This window comes from Streptomyces sp. NPDC059477 (assembly GCF_042749375.1).
In the GTDB taxonomy this organism is placed as follows: Bacteria; Actinomycetota; Actinomycetes; order Streptomycetales; family Streptomycetaceae; genus Streptomyces.
This window is the reverse complement of sequence record NZ_JBHYUG010000029.1, coordinates 21,280-36,891: the sequence shown is the minus strand read 5'-3', so window position 1 is coordinate 36,891 and position 15,612 is coordinate 21,280. Positions and strand designations below refer to the sequence as shown.

At 71.4% G+C, this 15,612-nt stretch carries 12 protein-coding genes; 7 read left to right on the top strand and 5 right to left on the bottom strand.

What is annotated here, in order from left to right; all coding sequences use genetic code 11:
* Nucleotides 1-278: 278 nt before the first annotated feature.
* Genes ACFXAZ_RS17135 through ACFXAZ_RS17120 form a run of 4 tightly spaced genes read right to left on the bottom strand, consistent with a single transcriptional unit; the run spans nt 279 to nt 4,033 of the window.
* Nucleotides 279-947 (bottom strand): response regulator, encoded by a 669-nt coding sequence (locus tag ACFXAZ_RS17135; protein WP_384591062.1) that lies wholly within the window; start codon nt 945-947, stop codon nt 279-281.
* On the bottom strand, nt 944-2,227 hold the full coding sequence (locus ACFXAZ_RS17130) for a sensor histidine kinase (protein WP_384591155.1): 1,284 nt from the start codon (nt 2,225-2,227) through the stop codon (nt 944-946). The genes ACFXAZ_RS17135 and ACFXAZ_RS17130 overlap by 4 nt, the downstream gene beginning before the upstream one ends.
* 28 nt (nt 2,228-2,255) lie before the next feature.
* Nucleotides 2,256-3,095, bottom strand: coding sequence for an ABC transporter permease (locus ACFXAZ_RS17125; RefSeq protein WP_384591059.1), 840 nt, complete (start codon nt 3,093-3,095; stop codon nt 2,256-2,258).
* Nucleotides 3,092-4,033 carry an ATP-binding cassette domain-containing protein gene (locus ACFXAZ_RS17120; RefSeq protein WP_384591056.1) on the bottom strand — a complete coding sequence of 314 codons (942 nt, stop codon included), beginning with the start codon at nt 4,031-4,033 and terminating at the stop codon, nt 3,092-3,094. The genes ACFXAZ_RS17125 and ACFXAZ_RS17120 overlap by 4 nt, the downstream gene beginning before the upstream one ends.
* 387 nt (nt 4,034-4,420) lie before the next feature.
* On the opposite strand from ACFXAZ_RS17120, the gene ACFXAZ_RS17115 reads away from it, so the two are divergent.
* Complete coding sequence (locus ACFXAZ_RS17115) at nt 4,421-5,695, top strand: nitrous oxide reductase family maturation protein NosD (RefSeq protein ID WP_384591053.1); 1,275 nt, start codon at nt 4,421-4,423, stop codon at nt 5,693-5,695.
* A 67-nt stretch (nt 5,696-5,762) separates the two neighbouring features.
* Here ACFXAZ_RS17115 and ACFXAZ_RS17110 read toward each other — a convergent pair whose 3' ends face one another.
* On the bottom strand, nt 5,763-6,515 hold the full coding sequence (locus ACFXAZ_RS17110; RefSeq protein WP_384591050.1) for a helix-turn-helix domain-containing protein: 753 nt from the start codon (nt 6,513-6,515) through the stop codon (nt 5,763-5,765).
* A gap of 385 nt (nt 6,516-6,900) precedes the next feature.
* On the opposite strand from ACFXAZ_RS17110, the gene ACFXAZ_RS17105 reads away from it, so the two are divergent.
* From ACFXAZ_RS17105 to ACFXAZ_RS17080, 6 genes are all read left to right on the top strand, one after another.
* On the top strand, nt 6,901-8,406 hold the full coding sequence (locus ACFXAZ_RS17105; protein ID WP_384591047.1) for an ABC transporter substrate-binding protein: 1,506 nt from the start codon (nt 6,901-6,903) through the stop codon (nt 8,404-8,406).
* A 236-nt stretch (nt 8,407-8,642) separates the two neighbouring features.
* The gene (locus ACFXAZ_RS17100) at nt 8,643-10,337 is read left to right on the top strand and encodes an amidohydrolase (protein ID WP_384591044.1); all 1,695 of its coding nucleotides are present in this window, start codon (nt 8,643-8,645) and stop codon (nt 10,335-10,337) included.
* The gene (locus tag ACFXAZ_RS17095; RefSeq protein ID WP_384591041.1) at nt 10,330-11,694 is read left to right on the top strand and encodes an amidohydrolase family protein; all 1,365 of its coding nucleotides are present in this window, start codon (nt 10,330-10,332) and stop codon (nt 11,692-11,694) included. Before ACFXAZ_RS17100 ends, ACFXAZ_RS17095 begins: the two co-directional genes overlap by 8 nt.
* Entirely contained in the window at nt 11,691-12,635 is a 945-nt protein-coding gene (locus ACFXAZ_RS17090) for an ABC transporter permease (protein WP_382690178.1), read from the top strand. The genes ACFXAZ_RS17095 and ACFXAZ_RS17090 overlap by 4 nt, the downstream gene beginning before the upstream one ends.
* The gene (locus ACFXAZ_RS17085) at nt 12,632-14,638 is read left to right on the top strand and encodes a dipeptide/oligopeptide/nickel ABC transporter permease/ATP-binding protein (RefSeq protein WP_384591036.1); all 2,007 of its coding nucleotides are present in this window, start codon (nt 12,632-12,634) and stop codon (nt 14,636-14,638) included. The genes ACFXAZ_RS17090 and ACFXAZ_RS17085 overlap by 4 nt, the downstream gene beginning before the upstream one ends.
* Nucleotides 14,635-15,531: an ATP-binding cassette domain-containing protein gene (locus tag ACFXAZ_RS17080; protein WP_384591033.1), complete on the top strand. Its 897-nt coding sequence runs from the start codon at nt 14,635-14,637 to the stop codon at nt 15,529-15,531. Before ACFXAZ_RS17085 ends, ACFXAZ_RS17080 begins: the two co-directional genes overlap by 4 nt.
* Nucleotides 15,532-15,612 lie beyond the last annotated feature (81 nt).

Genomic DNA, 15,612 nt, shown 5'->3' with positions numbered 1-15,612 from the left:
GAGTGGCGCCGCGGGGCCCCGCGGGCCGCCCCCCCCGCTGTTCGGGGTTTGCGGGGCCCCCTTTCGGTCAGTCGATGGGGCCGCTGGGCGTCGCCCGCGCCCCGGGCGGCGACGACCTCACCGAACCTGATCACCTTCGGTCTCTTCTTCTGGGGCCCGGTCGGCCGGGCCGACCTGTCCGATCAGGGAACGCGGGCTGGACGCCGCGTCGACCGGCCGGATGACCTCCGTCGCCTTCGCCGCGTGCCTCGTAGGAGCGGGGTGCGCCGTCCGCCGGGTCAGTTCGCGTGCGGGCGGGCCAGGCCGTGGTCGTAGGCGAAGATCACGGCCTGGACTCGGTCGCGGGCCCCGATCTTGGCCAGGACGCGGCCGACATGGGTCTTGACGGTGGACTCGGACAGCACGAAACGGGTAGCGATCTCGCCGTTGGTCCAGCCCTTGCCGACGGCCACGAGGATCTCGCGCTCGCGTTCGGTGAGCGAGCCGAGGGCCGAGTCCCCGGCCCGGTCCGCGCGGTGGGCGGGGACGTAACGGGTGTACTCGTCCAGGAGGCGGCGGGTGAGGGCGGGCGCGATGACCGCGTCGCCGGAGGCCACGGCACGGATGGCGGCGAGGAGTTCGTCGGGGCGGGCGTCCTTGAGGAGGAAGCCGCTGGCCCCGGCGCGCAGGGCGGCGTGGACGTACTCGTCCAGGTCGAAGGTGGTCAGGACGAGGACGCGCGAGCGGCCACCGGACGCGACGATCCGGCGGGTCGCCTCGATGCCGTCCATGCCGGGCATCCGTACGTCCATCAGGACGACGTCCGGGCGCAGTTCGGCGGTTTTGCGCACGGCCTCGGCGCCATGGGCGGCCTCGCCGACGACATCGGTCTCGGCGACGGAGTCCAGCAGCAGATGGAAGCCGTAGCGCTGCAACGGCTGGTCGTCCACGATCAGTACGGTGGTCATCGGTCACCGCCCGGGGGTGTGAGGTCGAGAACGGCCTCGACGCGCCATCCTCCCTGTTCCGTCGGCCCCGCACTCACGGTGCCCCCGTACAGGGCCGCTCGTTCACGCATACCCACCAGGCCGTGTCCTTCCTCGTTCGGCGGTCCGGCCGGGGTGGCCGGGCCGCTGTCCTCGACCCGGACGGTCAGCCTGCTGCCCTCGACCTGGACCGACAGCTGCACCCGGGTGCCGGTGGCAGCATGCTTCAGGGTGTTCGTGAGAGCTTCCTGAACGACGCGGTACACGGTCAGCTGTACCCCGCTGTCCAGGGCCTCCACATCGCCGGAGGTCCGGTAGACGACCTCCAGTCCGGCGGTGCGCACCCCGGCGCACAGGGCTTCGAGGTCGGCGATGCCGGGCTGCGGGCTGAGCGGGGGCCCGCCCGGCGGACCGTCCGTGGTCTCGCGCAGCACGCCGAGCACCCGGCGCAGCTCGCCCAGGGCCTGGCGGCCGGTGTCGCCGATGAGCCGCAGGGTCTCCTTGCCCCGTTCGGGGTCGATGTCCGTGGCGTAGGCGCCGGCGTCGGCGAGGGTGATGATGACGGACAGGTTGTGGCCGACGACGTCATGCATCTCGCGGGCGACACGGGTGCGTTCGGTGGCCGTGGCCAGTCTGCTGCGCTGGTCGCGCTCGACCTCCAGCCGGGCCGCCCGTTCCCGCAGCCCGGCGAGCTGGGCGCGGCGGATCCGGATCATCAGGCCGAGCGTGAGGGCCGCGGTCGCCGTGCTCAGCAGGAAGAACAGCGCGTCCCAGACGGACACCGCCCCGGAGATGCGGACCGCCACCAGCACCATGGCGCCCACCGTGGCCGCGCAGGCCCAGGGCAGCTGCCGCAGCCTGCCGTGCAGGGCCAGGCTGTACAGGGCGACGAAGAGAGCGGCGTCCGCGCGCAGCACGGCGCCCAGGGACCACTGGAGGACGAACACCGCCGTGATGGCGGCGAACGCCGCGAGCGGTCTGCGCCGCCGCCACAGCAGGGGCAGTACGAGACCGGCCTGGAGCGCCAGCATCGCCGCGACGGGCAGCTGGGCGAAGGCGAGCCGGAAGCGGCTCGGGACATCGGCGTCGCCGGCGGTACCGCCGCGCAGGATGTCGGGCAGGCAGAAGACGAGGAAGACGAGGACCACGACCGTGGTGTCCAGCACCCAGGGATGCGTCCGGTCGGCCCGCCGCAGCCGCCGGCCGCCCTGGGAGAAACGGGCGACCAGCGGCCCCATGGCGCTGATGTCGTCGGTGGTCACGGAGGTCACGCTGCCATGGTGCGGCCGGTCAGGCGTCGCTGCGGGTCAGCCGGAGGGCCGCGCCCGCCAGCGTCAGAGCCGTCCAGCCGAGGAGGACCAGCATCCCGGAGGCGGGCGACAGCATGGTGGAGTCATGCGTCAGGGCGAACATCGCCTCTCCCGCGTTGGACGGGAGGTAGGGGCTGATGTTGTCCTGCCAGGAGCTGGGCAGCAGGGAGATCAGTCCGGGTATCAGCATCATGGTGGCCACGAGCACGGAGATCCCGCCGGCCACCGACCGCAGCAGCGAGCCCAGGGCGGTACCGAGCACCCCGACCAGTCCGAGGTAGAGGCCCGCGCCCAGCAGGCTGCGCACGACACCCGGGTCCGACAGGCTCATGGCCGCGGGGGTGCCGGAGAGGATCGCGTTGCCGATCAGGAAGGCGGTGAACCCGCCCAGCGTCCCCACGATCAGCGCGACCAGCCCGTACACCGCCGCCTTGGACCACAGCACGGGCAGCCGGCGGGGTACCGCCGCGAGCGTCGAGCGGATCATGCCGGTCGAGTACTCGCCCGCCGTGACCAGCACGCCGAGCACGCCGAGGGCGAGCTGGGCGAAGCCCGTACCGAAGAGGGAGAGGCTGACGGCCGTCGCGTCGGCGAACTCCCGGTCCTGCCCGCCGGGGCCGTCCCCGGACCGGTAGCGGCTCGCGGAGATCAGGCCGAAGGCCACCAGGAACAGCAGGGCGAGGCCCAGGGTGATCCAGGTCGAGCGCAGGGACCACAGCTTGGCCCACTCGGAGTGCAGCACGCGCCGTCCGGTCACCCGGTAACGGGGGCGGGCGGCGGCGGTCCTGGGGTCCTCGGTGGTGGCGGTGAGGGTGCTCATGCGGTCCTCCCGAGGGTGTCGGCCCCGGCGGTCGTGGAGCCGTGGTACTCGACGGCGTCCCTGGTCAGCTCCATGAACGCGGACTCCAGTGACACGGTCCGCGCGCTCAGCTCGAACAGGGCGATCCCGTGCTCGGCGGCCTTCAATCCGATCTCGCGGGCGGTGACCCCGGTCACCTGTAGCTCCTCGGAGCCGATCTTGCCGGTGACCTCGACGCCGGGCCCGGCCAGTACGTCCCGCAGCCGCGCCGGGTCCTGGGTCGCCACCTTCACCGTGTTCCCGCCGGCGTCGCGGATCAGCTCGGACACGGTGGTGTCGGCCAGCAGTCGCCCGCGTCCCACGATGATCAGGTGATCGGCGACCAGTGCCATCTCGCTCATCAGATGGGAGGACACCAGCACGGTCCGTCCCTCCGCGGCGAGGGTCTTCAGCAGATTGCGGATCCAGAGCACGCCCTCGGGGTCCAGCCCGTTGACCGGCTCGTCCAGCATCACCGTCTGCGGGTCGCCCAGCAGCGCCGCCGCGATGCCCAGACGCTGGCCCATCCCGAGGGAGAAGGCGCCGGCCCGCTTCTTCGCCACGGTGCTCAGTCCGGCGAGGTCGATGACCTCCTCGATCCGGCGGTCGGGAATGCCATGGGTCAGCGCGAGGGCCCGCAGATGCTGGTACGCCGAGCGGCCGGGGTGGATCGACTTCGCCTCCAGCAGCGCACCGACCTCCTGGAGCGGGGCCTGGTGGCGGGAGTACCGGCGGCCGTTCACGGTGACGGAGCCGCTCGTCGGGGCGTCCAGGCCGACGATCAGCCGCATGGTCGTGGACTTGCCCGCCCCATTGGGCCCGAGGAAGCCGGTCACCGAGCCCGGCTTCACGACGAAGTCCAGTCCGTCCACGGCTGTCTTGTCGCCGTACCTCTTGGTCAACTGCCGTGCGTCGATCATGTGTGTTTCTCTCTGTCGGCCTGTGGTGTCCGTCGTCTCCGACGCCCCCACCAGCGACGCTAGGCGCCGGACCACCCCACCCCGGTGGTACCGGGAGGCTGAACCACGCCGATCCGTAGTACCGCGGTACTACGCCGTACCGGGCGCACCCAGGCCCGTGAAGATCGTATAAATACGGGATGATTCGGCCAACCTTCACCCGTCCCTGGTCATTCTTTGCCGCTTCATAGCCCTCGCCATACTTTCGCTTGACGCTGTCCGGAAGGCGGGAGAGTCCGCCTCGTCATCCGCCCCAGGGGTTGGGCCCGTTGGGGCTGATTCGCGCTGCCATGACAGATCACGACATGACGGCATGGCCCGACATGACATGACAGAAGGAGTCTCGGCATGATCCGCCTTCCCCGGATACTCACCTCAGGCTGGCTCGCGGCGGTCGGTGCCGCCGCGCTGTTCGGCGTGCTGATGTCCGCGCCCACGGCCCACGCCGTGCCGCTGACCTGCGGTCAGACGGTCACCACCAGCGTCGTCCTCGATGCCGACCTGCTCAACTGCCCCGGTGACGGACTGGTCGTCGCCGCCCACGGCATCACCATCGACCTGGCCGGGCACACCATCGACGGCGTCGGGCTGGGCGTCGGGATCCGCAACAACGGGTTCGACAACACCACCGTCACCGACGGCGCCGGCACCCCCGGCGTTGTGCAGGAGTTCGACCACGGGGTGCTGCTCGACCCCGGCACGTCCGGCACCCTCGTCGAAGGGCTCACCCTCCAGCTCAACGAGATCGCCGGCGTCGAACTCAACAACGCCGATGTCAACAACCGCGTACAGGACAACCTCATCACCCAGCAGGCCCAGAGAGGTGTCACGCTGATCGGCGGATCCAGCGGCAACGTGATCGCCGACAACACGATCACCTTCAATCAGGGCGAGGGCGTCTTCGTGGAGAACTCCGCGTCCAACCGTCTCGAAGGCAATCTCATCGCCGACAGCGGGGACGCGGGACTGGTCCTGGAGGGCGCCTCCGGCAACACCCTGCTGACCAACACCGTCACCAACAACAGCGACGGCGCGATCGTCCTCCAGTACGCCTCGAACGACAACCTCGTCCAGGGCAACACCTCCTCGCTGAACTCGGACGCCGGGCTGACCGTCTCCGAGTCCACCGGCAACCGCCTGCTGTCCAACACGCTCCAGAACAGCGGTGACAGCGGGATCCTCCTCCAGGACGCCCACGGCTCCACGGTCACCGGCAACGACGTCAGCGGAAACCCCGGCGGCATCGAGCTGAGCTACTCGAACAACAACCTGATCCGGTCCAACATCGCGAACGACGGCAACGGCGACGCGATCACCCTGGAGGGGTCGCTCGGCAACACCCTGGAACTCAACCAGGCCAACAACAACAACGGACGCGGCATCTACGTCTCCGGCGAGGCGGCCTCCGGGGCCGGCAACCGGCTGATCGGCAACACCGCCAACGCCAACTCCGGCGACGGCATCGCCGTCTCCAAGGCCGTGCACACCCTCCAGGGCAACATCGCCCGCGACAACAACGCCTGGGGCATCTACGCCGACTCGGGCAACATCGACGCGGGCGGCAACCGCGCCTCCGGCAACGGCGAGTCCGCCCAGTGCACGGGGGTCGTCTGCACGCCCTGAATGAACCCCGGCCGAGGAGGAAGCCGGAGGAGAAGGTCTGAGGAGGAGGTCCGCGGAAGTGGTCCGCTCACTGCGCGTGGACGACGACCGAGATGACCCGGACCTCCTCCTCGGTCATATTGCGGTACTGGTGCGGGGCCGCCGCGTCGAAGGCCAGTGAGTCGCCCGCCTCAAGGACGTACGTCTCGAAGCCGATGTCGGCGTGCAGGGTGCCGGTGAGGACGAGCTGGTACTCCCGGCCCTCGTGCCGGATGGGCGAGCGGCTGTCGGTGGAGCGGCCGTAGGGGGCGTACACGACCTCCAGGAAGTCGACCTGGGCGTCCTGGTGGGGGGTGAGCCGCTCCCAGCGGACGCCACTGGCGAGGTCGATCGTGCGGCGGCCGGAATGGCGCTGGACGATGGTGTCCACGGCGGGTGTCAGTGCCGGACCCGGTGGCCCGGCACTGACACCCGGCCCCGCACCGGCCCCCGGGCGCCCATGGGCCTCCCGCACCCCGCCCGCACCACCGGCACCGCCCGCACCACCCGCGCCACCGGAACCGCCCGCCGCGAAGTGTGAGCCCACCACCCGCGCCCCGCCGGGCACGGGTGTGTCCTCGATGCCCCCGGTGCCGAAGAGGTACTCCAGGGGGATGTCCAGCGCGTTGGCCAGGCCGTAGATCACCCCGGCGGACGGTGCCGTCTGACCGCGTTCGACCTGCGAGATCAGGCTCGCGGAGCAGCCGGCCAGCTTTCCCAGCTCGCGCAGCGACAGGCCGCGTTCGGAGCGGACCTTCCTGAGCCTCGCACCGAGATCGAGGCTTCCCCCCTCGGTCTTCATCGCGCCTCCTGGTCGCTGGGACGGTCCGCGTTCGCGCGCTGTTCGCGCACCGCGCGCCTCCGCCGGGTTCACCTCCCGGCTCCACGCGTTGGACAACGATAGCGGACTGCACACGACTGTACAGCTGTGCACAGGATACTGAACAGGCATCGAGGGTGTTATGCACCATTGCCAGAGCATTGACCCCCCTGACTAGCAGGTTTTCAAGAGACGGAAGTGCAACCCTTGACAACAATCCTGCACGATGCGTCCACTATGACGCACAGCGCGTCGCTTCCGACGCCCCCGCAGTTCTGTGGAGGTCCTCGCCGTGACAGTCAATGCCAGACCCGGGTCCGCACGGCGGTCCCGAGGGTCCGCAGCAGGAGCCCGCCGCCCCCGTACGGTGGGCGGCATCCTGCTCGCCACCGCCCTCGCCGTCACCCTCACCGCGTGCGGCGGCTCCGCCTCCGGCGGCTCCGGCGACTCCGGCGCCGGGGGTGCCGGCGGCACCCTGAGGTTCGGCACCAACCAGCAGTTCGACGACTGGGAGACCGTCACCAAGCAGAACGCGACCTACACCTCCCTGGTGTACGAGTCGCTGATCAGCCTGGACAAGGACGGCACCACGCTGCGCCCGCAGCTCGCCACCTCCTGGGAGCAGACCCCGCTGCGGATCGATCTCACCCTGCGCTCCGGGGTGCTCTTCCACGACGGCACGCCGTTCGACGCCGCCGCCGTGGTCGCCAACCTCAAGCGCATCGGCAGCACCCCCAGCCAGTACCGCACCCAGCTGGCGGCCATGAAGTCGGCCACCGCCGTCGACGCCACCCATGTCCGCATCGACCTGAAGGAACCCGCGCCCGCGCTGCTGAACAACTTCGCGCGGCTCGGGATGTACATGGTCTCCCCGAAGGCCCTCGCCGACGGCGACTGGAAGACCAAGGGCGTCGGCACCGGCCCCTGGAAGTACGACGCCAAGGCGTCCGTGAAGGGACTGCGGACCGTCGTCACGGCCTTCGACAAGTACTACGACAAGAAGTCCGTCGGCCCCTCCCGCGTCGAGGTCACCCAGATCAACGACCCCGACAGCCTCTACAACGCGCTGCGCGCCGGGCAGATCGACGTCGCCTGGACCACTCCCCCGCTGGCCGACCGGGCCGAGAAGGAGGGACTCGCCTCCACGTGGTTCCCGTCGGTGCTGTGGCACTTGCAGATGTACGACATGAAGGGCGTCTTCAAGGACAAGAAGTTCCGCCAGGCCGTCTGTTACGCCATGAACCCGCAGGACTACGTGGACGCGGCGCTCGGCGGCAAGGGCGAGGTCCCCGTCCAGCGCTTCCAGGAGGGCCAGTCCGGCTACGCCCCCGGGCTCAAGGGCTACCCGCACGACGTCGACAAGGCCAAGCAGCTGATGTCGGAACTCGGCGGCGGCAAGCGCAAGTTCACCCTGATCAGCTATGACACCCAGCGCACCATCGCCGAGCTGTTCCGCAGTCAGATGGCGGCCATCGGCGTCGAGGTGGAGCTGGAGACGCCCAACTTCCCGCAGTTCCTGAGTGTCTACCAGAGCGGCAAGTACCCGGCCGCGATCCTCTCCGACGGGGCGCGCTCCGGCCCGTACGACTACTACGTGCGCAAGTTCGCCCCGGACGCCTCCAGCAACCCGCAGCGGGTGGCCTTCCCCAAGCTGGACGCGGCCGTGCGCGACGGGCTGGACGCGAAGACGCCCGAGCAGCAGGAGACCGCCTGGCGCGAGCTGTCCACGATCGTCGACGAGGACGCCCTGGACTGCGGCTACTTCGACTACTCCGGCTTCTGGGCCTACAACCCCAAGAACGTCGACAACATCGTCTCGACCGATCACGAGGTCGCCGTCTTCCGCTACAAGGAAGCCCGCGTCCAGGACTGACCGGCCCGACACCTCGTCCGACACCTCGTCCGACACCTGGTCCGACACCGGTCCGGCACCGGTCCGGGTCGCGGCGCGGGTCCCCCACCCGCACGGCCCCGCCGTACCCCATGGCCCCATGGCCCCGTAACCCCGTACCCGCCGTGCCCCGCCGATCGCCCCGGGCACGTCCCTCGCGTCGCCGTCCCCACCCCGCGGCTTCCGTTCCCGTATCCACCGCATGGAGAAACTCACCCATGAGCAGCACGCCCTCCGCGTACGCCCACCCCGATCTGGTCCTGGTCAACGGCCTGATCACCACGATGTCCGACGATCCGCGGACCGCCGAGGTCCAGGCCCTGGCCGTGACCGGTGACCGGGTCGCCGCCACCGGCACCACCGAGGAGATCCGCGAGCTGGCGGGCCCCGGCACCACCGTGGTCGACCTCCAGGGGCGGCGGGTCGTCCCCGGGCTGATCGACTCCCACGTCCATGTCGTACGGGCCGGACGGACCTGGCGCGACGAGGTCCGCTGGGAGGACGAGCGGACCCTGGACAGCGGCCTCGCCGCCATAGCCCGCCGCGCCACCGAGCGCCCGGAGGGGACCTGGATCCGGGTCATCGGCGGCTGGCACCCGGCGCAGTTCCCGGAGAACCGCGGCCCGAGCCGCGCCGAGCTGGACCGGGCCGCCCCCGACCACCCCGTCTATGTGCAGTTCCTGTACGACTGGGCCGTCCTGAACACCGCCGCCATGCGGGAACTCGGCATCGACCACGACCTCGTGCGCGAGCTGGCCGGCCAGGGCTTTCCCGCCAGCGCCTTCGAGACCGGCCCGGACGGCGAACTGACCGGCAAGGTCAACGGCACCCCCCTCATGGAGTGGTTCTACCGGCGGATGCCGGCCCCCACCTTCGAGGAGCAGGTCGCCGGCACCGCCGAGATGTCCCGCGCGCTGAACCGGCTCGGCCTGACCGGCGCCATCGACGGCGGCGGCTTCAACAGCGGCCCCGCCGCCTACCCCGCGATCCGGGAGACCTGGCGGCGCGGCGAACTCACCCTGCGCACCCGCCTCGCCGTGCACGCCGAGCGGGCCGGGACCGAGACCGACGACCTCGCCGGATACCAGCGCTACACCGCCCTCGACGTCGGCGACGGGATGCTGCGGGTGATCGGCGTCGGCGAGGTGATCCTGTACGCCACCGTCGACAAGATCGCCCACCCGGTGGAGATCGACGACGACATCCGGGCCCGGTTCCGGGAGATCTTCGGCGAGCTGGCCCGCAACCGCTGGACCGTGCACACCCACGCCCACCAGCACGAGACCATCGACGCGGTGCTCGGCGCGTGGGAGGACGTGCACGCCGAGCACGACATCAGCCCGCTGCGCTGGGCGCTCGTGCACGCCGAACCCCTCACCACCACCGACGTCGAGCGGATCGCCGCCCTCGGCGCCGGGGTCCTCGCGCAGGGCCTGTACCGGTTCCAGGGCGAGGAGGCGCTGGCGATCTGGGGCGAGAAGACCGTCGCCGAGGCGCCGCCGCTGCGGCTGATGCTGGAGCGGGGCATCCCCACCGGGCTCGGTTCCGACGCGATGCGCGTCGCCTCGTACAACCCGTGGGCGACGATCGCGTGGTTCCTGGACGGGCGGACCGTCCAGGGCACCGCGACGCTCGCCCCGCACAATCTGCTCACCCGGGAAGAGGCGCTGCGCGGGTACACCGCCTCCGGCGCCTGGTTCAGCTTCGAAGAGAACGAGCGCGGCCGGCTGGAGCCGGGGCTGCTCGCCGACCTCGCCGTGCTCAGCGACGACTACTTCGCCGTCGAGCACGAGCTGATCGACCGGATCGAATCCGTCCTCACCGTCGTCGGCGGCCAGGTCGTGCACACCGCCGCGCCCTTCGCCGACCTGCCCGTCACCTCGTTCGCACCCCAGGGAGTCAGCCGTGCCTGAGACCGGGACCCAGTCCACCGCGCCCGCTCTTCTCATCCGTGACGCCACCGTCCTCACCATGGACGACACCCTCGGCGACCTGGACCGCGCCGACATCCTGGTGTCCGGCGACCGGATCACCGCCGTCGGCCAGAACCTGTCCGCGCCCGGCGCCGAGACCGTCGACGCCCGGGGCATGATCGCCCTGCCGGGCCTGATCGACACCCACATGCACGCCTGGCAGACCCCCCTCAAGGGGCTGTACGCCGACGGCTGGACGTTCGACGACTACCAGTCGAGGGTGTTCCGGCTGCGGGAGAACTTCACCCCCGAGGACATCCAGGACGCCACCTTCGCCGGTTCGGTGCAGATGATCGACGGCGGCGTGACGGGCGTCCTGGACTTCTGCCACAACGTCATGTCCCCCGAGCACGCCGAAGCCGGGCTGCGCGCCCACCAGGCCACCGGGCAGCGGGTGCTGTGGGCGTACGGCATGCTGGGCAGCTTCGACGCCCCGCCCGAGGACCACGCCTGGCGGCTGGAGCACGTACGCGAGCTGACCGCCCGGATCGGTGACGGCGGCCCGCTGCGCCTCGGGATGGCGCTGTCCTCCCTGGAGTTCGGCGACCTGGACCGTACGGCCGCCGAGGTCGCGCTCGCCCGGGAACTGGGCCTGCGGATGACGGTCCACCAGAACCCGGCGGGGCAGATCCGCGCCCTGCACGAGGCCGGGCTCCTCGGCGCCGACATCCTGCCCGCGCACGCCAACGCCGCCGACGACGCCGAACTGGAACTGCTGGCCGGGCTCGGCGGCGGGATCTCCTTCACGCCCGAGGGCGAGTTCGGCGGCGGCCGGTCCATGACCGTCCTGAACCGCGCCCACCGCGCGGGCGTCTGCTCCAGCCTGGGCATCGACACCAACGCCCGGGTCGCCATCGACATGTTCGCGGCGATGCGGCTGACATATCTGCTGATGCGCAACGTCGACGCCGCCGAGGAGCGGGAGGCCGGACGCTATCCGCTGGCCCGCCGCCCCGGGACGCCGCTGGTCCAGCCGCGGCACATGCTGGAGTACGCCACCGTCAACGCCGCCCGCTCGCTGGGCCTCGGCCATGAGCTGGGCCGGATCGCGCCCGGCGCTCTCGCCGACCTGATCCTCGTCGACACCGCGCCGTACGGCGTCGCCCTCGGCGACCCGGCCGCGCACGTGGTCCTCCAGGCCGGGCCCGGCGATGTCGACACGGTCGTGGTGGGCGGAAAGCTGCGCAAGCGCGGCGGACGCCTCACCGACCTCGACGCCGCCGCCGCGGGCGAGGCGACCTACCGGGTGCGCTCGCGGGTGCTGGACGAACCGGTGGCGGGGAGCGCCCGGCCATGACCAAGTTCGTCGTCCAGCGGCTGCTCTCCGCGCTGCCCACGCTTCTTCTGGTCTCGGCGTTCGTCTTCACCCTCGTCCATCTGACGCCCACCGACCCGGTGGCGCAAATCCTGGGCGAGGGTGCCCCGGCCGCCGACAAGGCCGCCCTCAGCGCCCAGCTGGGCCTCGACCGGCCGGCCGCCGAGCAGTACGGGAGCTGGCTGGGCGGCGCCCTCACCGGTGATCTCGGCTCCTCCCTGTACACCGGGACCCCGGTCGGCGAGTCACTGTCGACCGGTATCGGCATCACCCTGTCGCTGGCCCTCGCGGGCATGGCGCTGGCCCTGCTCGTCGGCATCCCGCTGGGCATCCTGGGCGCGCTGCGGCCGGGCTCGGCGGCCGACCGGATCCTGACCGTGCTGGTCGCGCTCGGGCTCGCGGTGCCCAGCTTCTGGCTGGCGCTGCTGCTGGTGCTGGTCTTCGCGGTCCAGCTCGGCTGGCTGCCGGTGGTCGGGTACACGCCGTTCACCGAGGATCCGGGCGCCTGGTTCACCGGGATGATCCTGCCGGCCGTCGCGCTGGGCTCCCACACGGCGGCCGTCATCGCCCGGCAGACCCGCAGCGCGATGATCGACGCCCTGGACTCGCCGTTCGTCCAGACCCTGCTGGCCCGGGGCATCCACCGGCGGCGGATCGTGCTGCGGTACGCGGTGAAGAACGCCATGGTCCCGGTGCTGGCCGTCATCGCGATCCAGATGTCGGTGCTGGTGGCCGCCAGCTTCGTCATCGAGCGGATCTTCGCCGTCCCGGGCCTCGGGACGCTCCTGATCGACAGCGTCGTGCGCGCCGACTATCCGGTGCTCCAGGGCTCCATCGTCCTGGTGGCGGTCATCGTCCTGCTGGTCAATCTGGCGGCCGACCTCCTGTACGGCGTGCTCAACCCGAAGGTGAGACCCCAGTGAGCGAGACATCCCCGGGCGCACCCGCCGGCGCCCCCGTCGTCGAGGCGGCTGCCTTTGAGGCGGCGGCCCGGCCGCGCGGCCGTACCCTGCGCCGGGTGCTGGGGCAGCCGGTCACCCTGATCTGCCTGTCCCTGCTGGCCCTTCAGGCCGTCATCGCGTTCGCGGCCCCGCTGATCGCCCCGTACGACCCGCTGCACCCGGACGTCCAGAACAAGCTCCAGGGTCCCAGCGGCGATCACTGGCTCGGTACCGACGACCTCGGCCGCGACACCCTGTCCCGGCTGATCTTCGGCACCCGCACCGCCCTGCTGGCCAGCACCCAGAGCGTGGCCATCGGCCTGGTGCTGGGTGTGTGCGTCGGGCTGTTCGTCGGCTACCGGGGCGGCTGGTGGGACCGGATCGGCATGCGCGTCGCGGATGTCCTCCAGTCCATCCCCGCCCTGCTGCTGGCCCTCGCCCTGGTCGCGGTCCTCGGCAACGGCCTCGGCAACGCGATGCTCGCCGTCGGCCTGGTCTTCGCGGTCAGCTTCCTGCGCATCACCCGCGCGGTCGTGCTGGCCGAGCGGGAGAAGCTGTACGTCGACGCCGCCCGGGTCCTGGGCCTGCGCAACTCGGCGATCATGTTCCGGCAGGTGCTGCCGAACGTGTCGGCGCCGCTCATCGTGCAGGCGTCCATCGCCGCGGGCACCGCCCTGCTGATCGAGGCGACCCTGAGCTTCCTCGGGGTCGGCGCGGACACCTCCCAGGTGAGCTGGGGCGCGATGCTGGACGCGTCCCGCCAGCATGTGACCGACCATCCGCTGCTCGCGATCCTGCCGGGCGCGGCGCTCACCCTGAGCGTGCTGGTGTTCAACCTGCTGGGCGACGGACTGCGGGACGCGACGTCGCCGCGGGCCGGGGGTGCGCCGCGGCCGGGCGGGAAGACGAGGACGCCGGCCGGGTCCGGAACCGGAGCCGCGTCCAAGAGGGGAGCCGGGTCCGCGTCCGGGACGGCCGCGAAGGTCGCGCTCGTCGCCGACCACGAGCCGCCCGTCCCCGAGGACGCCCTCCTGTCGGTCGACAAGCTGACCGTCGTCGACTCCCAGGGCTCCGAACTCGCCTCCGCCGTCTCCTTCCACATCCGGCGCGGTGAGACCTTCGGGCTGGTGGGTGAGTCGGGGTGCGGCAAGTCCATCACCGCGTCCGCGATCCTCGGGCTGCTGCCCCGGGGCGTCTCCGTCAGGGAAGGCTCCGTCCGGCTCGGCACCACCGAGCTGACCGGTCTGCGCGGCGAGGACCTGCGCAAGGTGCGCGGGCTGCGGGTCGGGATGGTGTTCCAGGACCCGATGTCGGCGCTGTCCCCGGTGCACACGGTGGGCCGTCAGCTCACCGACGCGATCCGCGCCCACCGCCCGCTGTCCCGCAAGGAGGCCACCGACCGGGCGGCCGAACTGCTCGACCTGGTAGGAGTGCCCCAGCCCAGGGAACGGCTCAAGGACTATCCGCACCAGTTCTCCGGCGGCATGGCCCAGCGGGTCGTCATCGCGGGCGCCCTCGCCTGCGACCCCGAGCTGCTGATCGCCGACGAACCGACCACCGCCCTCGATGTGACCATCCAGGCCCAGGTCCTGGACCTGCTGGCCTCCCTGCGGGAACGGCTCGACATGTCCCTGCTGATCATCACCCACGACCTGGGGGTCGTCGCCGACAGCTGCGACCGGATCGCCGTCATGTACGCCGGTCAGATCGTGGAGACGCGCGAGGTGACGGACGCCTTCGCGCACCCCCGGCACCCCTACACCGAGGCGCTGCTGGACGCCGTCCCGCGCGCCGGGTCCGACGGTGAGCCGCTGCCGACCATCCCCGGCCGGGTGCCGCCCGCCTGGGACTGGCCGGACGGCTGCCGCTTCAACCCGCGCTGCCGGTACGCCACCGACGACTGCCGCACCGGCACGGTCGCCCTCGACATCCAGGGCGCGCGCTGTCTGCGCAGCGGCGAACTCCACCTGGCGGGTGCCCGATGAACGCCCCCGGCACCCCGCTGCTCTCGGTGGAGAATCTGACCGTGCGCTACCGGCTCGGCCGGAGCATGTCCGGGCGGGCGAAGACCTTCACCGCCGTGAAGGACGTCAGCTTCACGATCGGCGCGGGCCGCACCCTCGGCCTGGTCGGCGAGTCCGGCTCCGGGAAGAGCAGCATCGGACGGGCCGTGCTGCGGCTCTCCCCGATCTCACAGGGCCGGATCGTCTTCGACGGACAGGACATCGACGCCTTCGGACGCCGTACGCCGCTGTCCTTCCACCGGGACGTGCAGGTCGTCTTCCAGGATCCGCTGTCCTCCCTCAACCCCCGGCAGACCATCGCCGACACCCTGGGCCAGGCCCTCACCCGGCACCGCCCGCTGTCCCGCGCCGAGCGGGACCGGGAGACCGGCGAGGCCCTCGACCGGGTGGGCCTCGCCCCGCACCACGCGGACCGCTATCCGCACGAACTCTCCGGCGGCCAGCGCCAGCGCGTCGCCATCGCGCGGGCCCTGGCGACGCGCCCCCGGCTGATCGTCTGCGACGAGCCGGTGTCCGCACTGGACGTCTCCACCCAGAGCCAGGTCATCAACCTGCTCCAGGAACTCCAGCGTGATCTCGGGGTCAGCTATCTGTTCATCGCCCATGACCTGGAGGTCGTCCGGCACATGAGCGACGAGATCGCGGTGCTGAGCCTCGGCGAGCTGGTGGAGTCCGGCCCGGCGGCCCAGGTGTACGACTCCCCCGCCCATCCCTACACCCGCACCCTGCTGGCCTCCACCCTCATAGCCGACCCGGCCCGGCAGGCGGCCCGCACGGCGCAGCGGCGGGCGCTGCGGGCCGAGTCGACGGCGGCGGCAGCCGCCGCGGGCGGGGGCGCGCAGAAGCACCCGTGACCACCCACGTCCCCCTACTCCCAACCCACCAATTCCCGTACTCCCGTACTCCGGTACTCCCGTAGTGATCAGAAAGGCAGA

What these genes read in the sequence shown, in the direction of transcription:
- ACFXAZ_RS17135 (WP_384591062.1), bottom strand. Translation starts at nt 947, where the DNA reads ATGACCACCGTACTGATCGTGGACGACCAGCCGTTGCAGCGCTACGGC.
- ACFXAZ_RS17125 (WP_384591059.1), bottom strand. Translation starts at nt 3,095, where the DNA reads ATGAGCACCCTCACCGCCACCACCGAGGACCCCAGGACCGCCGCCGCC.
- ACFXAZ_RS17120 (WP_384591056.1), bottom strand. Translation starts at nt 4,033, where the DNA reads ATGATCGACGCACGGCAGTTGACCAAGAGGTACGGCGACAAGACAGCC.
- ACFXAZ_RS17115 (WP_384591053.1), top strand. Translation starts at nt 4,421, where the DNA reads ATGATCCGCCTTCCCCGGATACTCACCTCAGGCTGGCTCGCGGCGGTC.
- ACFXAZ_RS17110 (WP_384591050.1), bottom strand. Translation starts at nt 6,515, where the DNA reads ATGAAGACCGAGGGGGGAAGCCTCGATCTCGGTGCGAGGCTCAGGAAG.
- ACFXAZ_RS17100 (WP_384591044.1), top strand. Translation starts at nt 8,643, where the DNA reads ATGAGCAGCACGCCCTCCGCGTACGCCCACCCCGATCTGGTCCTGGTC.
- ACFXAZ_RS17090 (WP_382690178.1), top strand. Translation starts at nt 11,691, where the DNA reads ATGACCAAGTTCGTCGTCCAGCGGCTGCTCTCCGCGCTGCCCACGCTT.
- ACFXAZ_RS17080 (WP_384591033.1), top strand. Translation starts at nt 14,635, where the DNA reads ATGAACGCCCCCGGCACCCCGCTGCTCTCGGTGGAGAATCTGACCGTG.